Genomic DNA, 6,634 nt, shown 5'->3' with positions numbered 1-6,634 from the left:
TCATAAAATTTCCTGCATAAATGTTTTCAGTATTATAGAGTGTAAATGCTTTGGAGTTGCCTATAAACCTAATGTACGGTAAAATAATGAAAAAACAAGGTTTTGAATGGAATTTAAGGTCGATGCCACTTGTGGCAAAGCACGAGCGTGTACCATCACTACGGCACATTCTACGATCCAAACCCCTATTTTTATGCCCGTGGGGACGGTAGGATCGGTAAAAGCGCTCGATATGGCCGATATGACGGAGCTTTTGGATACCCAGATCATCCTTGCCAATACGTACCACATGTATCTGCGTCCCGGAGATGAGACCGTCGCCAAAATGGGTGGATTACACGGCTATACAACTTATCCTAAAAGCTTTTTAACCGATAGCGGCGGATTTCAGGCATTCAGCCTCAGCGATATCTCCAAACCGACCGAATCGGGGATCGAATTTAGAAGCCACATCGACGGAAGCAAACACTTTTTTACCCCTGAAAAAGTGATCGACATCCAAAACAATCTCAACAGTGACATCATGATGATCCTCGACGATCTCGTCGCCCTTCCCGCAACGCAGGAGCGGATCAAAACCTCGATTCAGAGAACGACGCAGTGGGCACAACAATCGATCGACTACCATCGCAACAATCAGACCAAAGGGGTCGGGATCAATCAAAATATCTTTGCGATCATCCAAGGGGGGACAGATTTTAATTTCCGCACCCAATCAGCCGAAGAGTTGTGCGCGATGGATTATGACGGATTCGCTATCGGGGGTCTCTCCGTCGGAGAAGCCAATAACCTCATGTACGATACGGTCGAACATACCACACCGCTAATGCCGAGCGATAAACCCCGCTATTTGATGGGAGTCGGAACACCGGAAGATTTGGTTGAAAACATTGAGCGAGGCGTCGATATGTTCGACTGCGTTATGCCGACACGAAATGCCCGCAACGGAACCCTATTTACGACGTTTGGAAAAGTGAATATCAAAGGGGCACGTTATAAATACGACTCTGAGCCGATAGATCCCGCTTGCCAATGTTATACATGTAAACGTTACAGCCGTGCCTATCTGCACCACCTTTTCCGCTCTCGCGAAATCACCTATTTTCGCCTCGCATCGCTTCACAACCTCCACTACTACCTCTGGTTGGTACGTCAAGCACGCGAAGCGATCTTAGCGGGAGAATTTATCCAATTTAAAAAGGATTTTTATGCACGTCGCCAATCCTAATGTAGCTCTTGGGGTCAATATCGACCATATCGCCGTACTGCGCGAAGCCCGCAAAATCAACGATCCCGATCCTTTGATGGCGTTAGCCGTATGTGCGCAAAACGGTGCCGATCAAATCACTATCCATCTACGGGAAGACCGCCGCCATATCCATGATGACGACGCGTATCGCATTATTATGAGTTCTCCGATTCCGGTCAATCTCGAATGCGCTATTGACCCTGCCATCATCGACATCGTCTGTGCTCTTCGTCCCCACAGAGCCACTCTCGTCCCTGAAAAACGCCAAGAGGTGACCACAGAGGGGGGATTGGATGTTATCGGGAATTTCAATTTCATAGCCGATGCTATCAAACAACTTCAAGAACATGAAATCGAAGTTTCCCTCTTTATCGATCCGACCCGTGAAGCGATCGAAGCATCTGAGAGACTCGGAGCCACGTGGGTAGAGCTTCATACCGGAAGCTACGCTAATTTGTACGCCATGCGCTACAGTGCGTTGCCTCATTCTCACCATGCGATTGAATCTCTCAACCTCTCACGCCGCGAATTAGAGAACCTTCTCGAAAATGCCTACGGAAGCATTGTCGATGCGGCAAACTATGCCCGTTCACTCGGTCTCAAAGTCGCCGCCGGTCACGGGCTGAATTATCAAAATATCGCCTCTATCGTCATGATCGATACCATCGAAGAACTCAATATCGGTCAAAGTATCATCGCACGATCGGTCTTTACCGGATTAGCCACTGCCGTATCGGATATGAAAGCGCTATGCCGACGTTAAAACGCCTCGCAATCAGTATCGGTGATCTAAACGGCGTAGGATTTGAAATCGCCCTAAGAGCCCATAATGATATAAAACATCTCGTTCATCCGATCTACTGCATCAGCCGCTCGATGGCTGAGCAAGCCGCATCGTTGCTGAATATCCCGATACCTGAGGATTTTGAGTGTCATACTATTTCGGGTGATTTTACGATCCAACCCGGAATCGTGAGTAATCAAAGCGGACGTTATAGCTATGACTCCTTTATCGCCGCGATCGATCTTGCCAAATCGGGAGCCGTCGATGCCATCACTACCCTCCCGATCCACAAAGAGGCATGGATGATGGCGGGGATCGATTATGTCGGTCACACCGATGCGCTTCGCGATATATTCGAGTGTGATGCGATCATGATGCTCGGATGTGAGAAACTATACGTCCCCCTCTACACCGAACACATCCCCCTTCGTGAAGTCGCTTCACATATCCAAACCGATCCGTTGGTCTCCTTTTTACTCCGACTCTATCAAACGACTGCCCATGAGCCGGTGGCGGTATTGGGACTAAACCCCCATGCGGGAGATCACGGTGTGCTGGGAGATGAAGAGCGCTTTATCGAAGAAGCGATACACGAAGCCAATACCCAAATCGGCAAAGAAATCTTCACGGGTCCCATCGTCCCCGACATCGCCTTTACCCCCCGATTTCGTGAGCGCTATTCGATGATCGCGGCAATGTATCACGATCAAGGGCTCGCCCCTCTCAAAGCGCTCTATTTCGACGAGGGGATAAACATCTCTTTAGGACTGCCGATCATCCGAACCTCCGTCGATCACGGAACGGCATTTGACATCGCCTATCAGAACAAAGCATCCCTCCTAAGCTATCAAAATGCCATATCAGCCGCTTTGCGATTTATCCGTTTACAAGGGATAAGTTCCAAATGAAGCCGCAGCTTATTTCAGACATCGTCGCACTCTTAGATAAAATCCTCCCAAAATACCTTTATGCCAACGATTTTACGACCGAACACTATAAAACGCTCCTCTCCAAACTGGCAGTAGCGGATAATGAAGCACTTTTCGATGACAAAAAAGGCTCAATTCGTAAAGGGATCGTTAAATATTTTTCTAACTCCAACCAAGAGATAGAGTTGAATGTGACTTTCAGCTCTTTTGCCCTGAAAAAAAAGTTCATTGACCCCTCCAAACCTGAAGCGTATGATCGGATGCTCCATACCAACAGTTCCATTTTGCTCGATATTCTCGCACGTAAAACCGATTTTTCTCCATTGCCGTATTTGGTCTCTATTCCTGAACAAATACGCGACTCCATCATAGAAAATTTTCTCCAATTGGACAACAATATGGAGCATGTACGCCAGAGTGTACGTCGGCAGGTAGAAGAAATTTTCGATCTTGACGCAAAAGATATTACCTTTTTCCTTCGCGGTCGCATCAGTATACGCTTCTACACTCCGCCTCAAAAGTTCGCAGATGGAGTGGATAAACGTTTCGGCGGCGAATCGGTCGAGGATATGGAAGCGATGTACAATGCCTATTTCCCAAAAGGGGCATGGGAGTATGTCGAGCCCATCTTAGGTGAAGTGATCGAAGAAAAACTAAACTTTGGAGTGATCGATAATCTCACCTTTACCCGAACCTTTATCCCTGTATTTCGTTCGATGATCGAAATCCTTTTACTCGAAATCATCCGCAAAGAGGATCGCGTTAAAATCGAGGGCTTTACCGGATATGTATTACGACAATTATTTCATGATATTTTTGTCTATACCGCCAAAAACCTTTTGCAGTTTGTTGAAATACGAGATAAAAATGCCGAAGCGTTTATCAAATACTTTACGGATGAGATCGTTGTTGACGCCAGTGGTAACAGAATCCAAAAATACGCCATTGTCGACTCCAAACAGCAACGATGGAATTATAGTTCTATCCTCTCCATCATCATGCAGTACAAACAAGTAAAACAGAAACTTTCTACTCAAAAAGAGACTATTTCCGTCTGTGAAAATGAACTTGCACACTGCCAAGGTGAATTGGCCGTTGAAAAGAGCAATAGAGATTCTGTCGCCAATAAGTTGGCGGATATAGAAGATACCATCACCGAAAATGAAGCCGCCATCGAACGGGTCAAAGCGAAAGTCGGAGAAACACCCGAAGAGACATTGTCCCTAAAATCACAGGTCAATCGACTCAATTACCACCAAGTCGAACTGTTGGATATGAAAAAAAAGACTTTGAGTCAGTTTGAATTGAGTAAGAATAAGATGTCCAATAAAATGAGTGAATTTACGCGACGTCAACGGAAACTCGATTTTGAGAAAAAATCACTGAAAACCTATCTCGAACAAATGGCGTCGCTTCTTGAAACATATGACATGATTACCGAAGCTCTCGCTACGGTTTTGACGAAGCGCTAATTGATGAATATTGCGGAGATTTAATGAAGAAAAAAGCTCATAACCTTAAAAGACTTCGGCATACGGTTCATCACGATTTGGATACGGTCACGTTTCGAGAGTTATTCGTCAAAGCCTCTTGGAAAACCTACACCTCTGCTCATCCTCAACACGATATTGCCCTCAAAGAGCTTTGCGGAGAGTTATGCGACGTATTGTTTACGACGGAACACAACCGATTAGAGAGTGTTGTTACAACGATACGCTCCTATTTTGATACCCATGAATCATTTGAACGATTTATCAACAACACCTTTTATATGATTCTCAATTATTACGTTAAATCATTTTATGCGAACCGACCCGACGGATGGAGTAAAATTTCTGTTTTCGCCTCTACGGTCGAAGAGCTTATCGGCTATATCCTCAATCCCAATAATAATGTCATGTTTTTGTTTGAAGATACGCTGATAAATACTATCGAAATCATACGCCGCCAAGAAAAACATCTCACGGTGTTAAATACCTATTTGGGGGTTCCGATCCAATATCCGGCACGGGTTGTCCATACCGATGAAGAGAGTATTATTATCGAGACTCACCCGATACAAGAGAAAGTAGCGTTGCTGCAAAACAGCATCTATCTTCTCAAAACCACCGATGTCATGTGTGATGTCTTTGCGTCCGTCGCACCCATCGATATTGACGGAAAAAACTATTTGCGGTTGTATCGGTTTGAACAGCTTCACAATTCACTATACCACCGTCAAAGTATCCGTGTGCGCCCTTTTGACCCTCTCAACTTTACCGTTATACGTCCTGATGAAAACACCATTGTCTGTCATGCCTACGACATCTCTTTGGGAGGGGTAGCGCTTACGAGTATGCACCCCTATGAAATCAACGCTTCGGATTTGGTTTTAGAATTTCCGTTGGAAATCACAGGTCCCAACAATAAAATGAAAGCGAAAATGGTTTTTAAATCCTCCTATGAAAGCGGTTATAAATACCATTTTAAAATCGATCCTACTCTACAGCAAGAAGCGGAACTCGGCAAATACGTCACACGACGAGAACAAGAGATTATCAAATCTCTTCGCGATCAGATTATCTAAAAGTCTCTATTCACGAGAGACGGTTTCGGTAATCCTCATAGCCGAATTCGTGAACAATTTTGAGTTCACCCTCTTTCGTCCAGATCGCCAACGATGGGAGCTTGATCCCGTTGAACGTCGTATTTTTCACAAATGTATAGTGGATTTGATCTTCGAATATGATCTTATCTCCCACGTTGAGCGGTTCATCGAACGAATAATCCCCCATAATATCCCCTGCGAGACACGTATTTCCTCCGAAACGGTACGTATACGCCTTTTCTCCCGCTTCCCCTGAGCCTCGGATCATCGCACGATACGGCATCGCGAGGGTATCGGGCATGTGTGCCTCGGCTGAGGTGTCGAGGATCGCTATATCCATCCCGTTATGGACGATGTCGAGCACCGAGGCGACCAACGGTCCCGTCTGCCAGCCCACCGCCTCGCCCGGTTCGAGATAGACGGTGATGTCGTTATGTCGTGCTTTAAACGCACGGATCACTTCGATCAGGCGATCAACATCGTAGTCAACACGGGTGATATGGTGCCCTCCTCCGAAATTGACATATTTCAGTCCGTTGATAAATGAGCCGAACTTTGCTTCAAACGCTTCGAGAACCCCCTCCAACGCATCGACGTTTTGTTCGCAGAGGGCATGAAAGTTGAGTCCGTCGAGTTTACTGGCGATGCTCTCATCGAAATTCGCCAAGGTCGTCCCCAAACGGCTGTACAATCCACACGGATTGTAGAGATCGACAGGGCTGGAGGAGTATTCGGGATTGACACGAAGCGATACGGAGATATTCGGATTAATCGCTTTGACCCGCTCATAATAGCGGTGAAACTGCGCGGGAGAGTTAAATACGATGTCATCGCTGATTCGGGCGATTTCGTCTATATCTTCGTCTTTGAACGCCGGAGAGTAGGTATGTACCTCTTTGTTCATCTTCTCACGGGCGAGCTTGGCTTCATACAGGCCGCTTGCCGTACATCCGTGGAGGTATTTGCTCACCATCGGAAAGGTTGACCACATCGCGAACCCTTTGAGGGCGAGGATAATCTTCGCCCCCGATTCTCTCTGTACCCGCTCCATCACGAGCAGATTCTTTTCCAAAAGAGCCTCTTCG

General features: G+C 46.3%; 6 protein-coding genes. 5 read left to right on the top strand and 1 reads right to left on the bottom strand.

What is annotated here, in order from left to right; genetic code table 11:
* The first annotated feature begins 106 nt into the window (after positions 1–106).
* The 5 genes from tgt to VFW36_RS04935 are packed head-to-tail and all read left to right on the top strand — an operon-like array spanning position 107 to position 5,528.
* Entirely contained in the window at positions 107–1,228 is a 1,122-nt protein-coding gene (gene tgt, locus VFW36_RS04955) for a tRNA guanosine(34) transglycosylase Tgt (protein ID WP_329657703.1), read from the top strand.
* Positions 1,209–2,012 carry a pyridoxine 5'-phosphate synthase gene (locus tag VFW36_RS04950; RefSeq protein ID WP_329657702.1) on the top strand — a complete coding sequence of 268 codons (804 nt, stop codon included), beginning with the start codon at positions 1,209–1,211 and terminating at the stop codon, positions 2,010–2,012. Before tgt ends, VFW36_RS04950 begins: the two co-directional genes overlap by 20 nt.
* Positions 2,000–2,941 (top strand): 4-hydroxythreonine-4-phosphate dehydrogenase, encoded by a 942-nt coding sequence (gene pdxA / locus VFW36_RS04945; RefSeq protein ID WP_329657701.1) that lies wholly within the window; start codon positions 2,000–2,002, stop codon positions 2,939–2,941. The genes VFW36_RS04950 and pdxA overlap by 13 nt, the downstream gene beginning before the upstream one ends.
* Positions 2,938–4,434 (top strand): hypothetical protein, encoded by a 1,497-nt coding sequence (locus VFW36_RS04940; protein WP_329657700.1) that lies wholly within the window; start codon positions 2,938–2,940, stop codon positions 4,432–4,434. Before pdxA ends, VFW36_RS04940 begins: the two co-directional genes overlap by 4 nt.
* 23 nt (positions 4,435–4,457) lie before the next feature.
* Positions 4,458–5,528 (top strand): PilZ domain-containing protein, encoded by a 1,071-nt coding sequence (locus tag VFW36_RS04935; RefSeq protein ID WP_329657699.1) that lies wholly within the window; start codon positions 4,458–4,460, stop codon positions 5,526–5,528.
* Positions 5,529–5,538: 10 nt separating this feature from the next.
* On the opposite strand, the gene nspC is transcribed toward VFW36_RS04935, so the two are convergent.
* The coding region (nspC, locus tag VFW36_RS04930; protein ID WP_329657698.1) for a carboxynorspermidine decarboxylase at positions 5,539–6,634 on the bottom strand (1,096 nt) is incomplete at its 5' end.

The organism is Sulfuricurvum sp., assembly GCF_036279695.1.
Lineage (GTDB): Bacteria > Campylobacterota > Campylobacteria > Campylobacterales > Sulfurimonadaceae > Sulfuricurvum.
The sequence above is the reverse complement of the archived record's forward strand: the minus strand, read 5'-3'. Positions and strand labels throughout refer to the sequence as shown.

Excerpts from the sequence above, each read along its gene's own strand:
- VFW36_RS04950 (WP_329657702.1), top strand. The coding sequence starts at position 1,209 with ATGCACGTCGCCAATCCTAATGTAGCTCTTGGGGTCAATATCGACCAT.
- tgt (WP_329657703.1), top strand. The coding sequence starts at position 107 with ATGGAATTTAAGGTCGATGCCACTTGTGGCAAAGCACGAGCGTGTACC.
- VFW36_RS04935 (WP_329657699.1), top strand. The coding sequence starts at position 4,458 with ATGAAGAAAAAAGCTCATAACCTTAAAAGACTTCGGCATACGGTTCAT.
- VFW36_RS04940 (WP_329657700.1), top strand. The coding sequence starts at position 2,938 with ATGAAGCCGCAGCTTATTTCAGACATCGTCGCACTCTTAGATAAAATC.
- pdxA (WP_329657701.1), top strand. The coding sequence starts at position 2,000 with ATGCCGACGTTAAAACGCCTCGCAATCAGTATCGGTGATCTAAACGGC.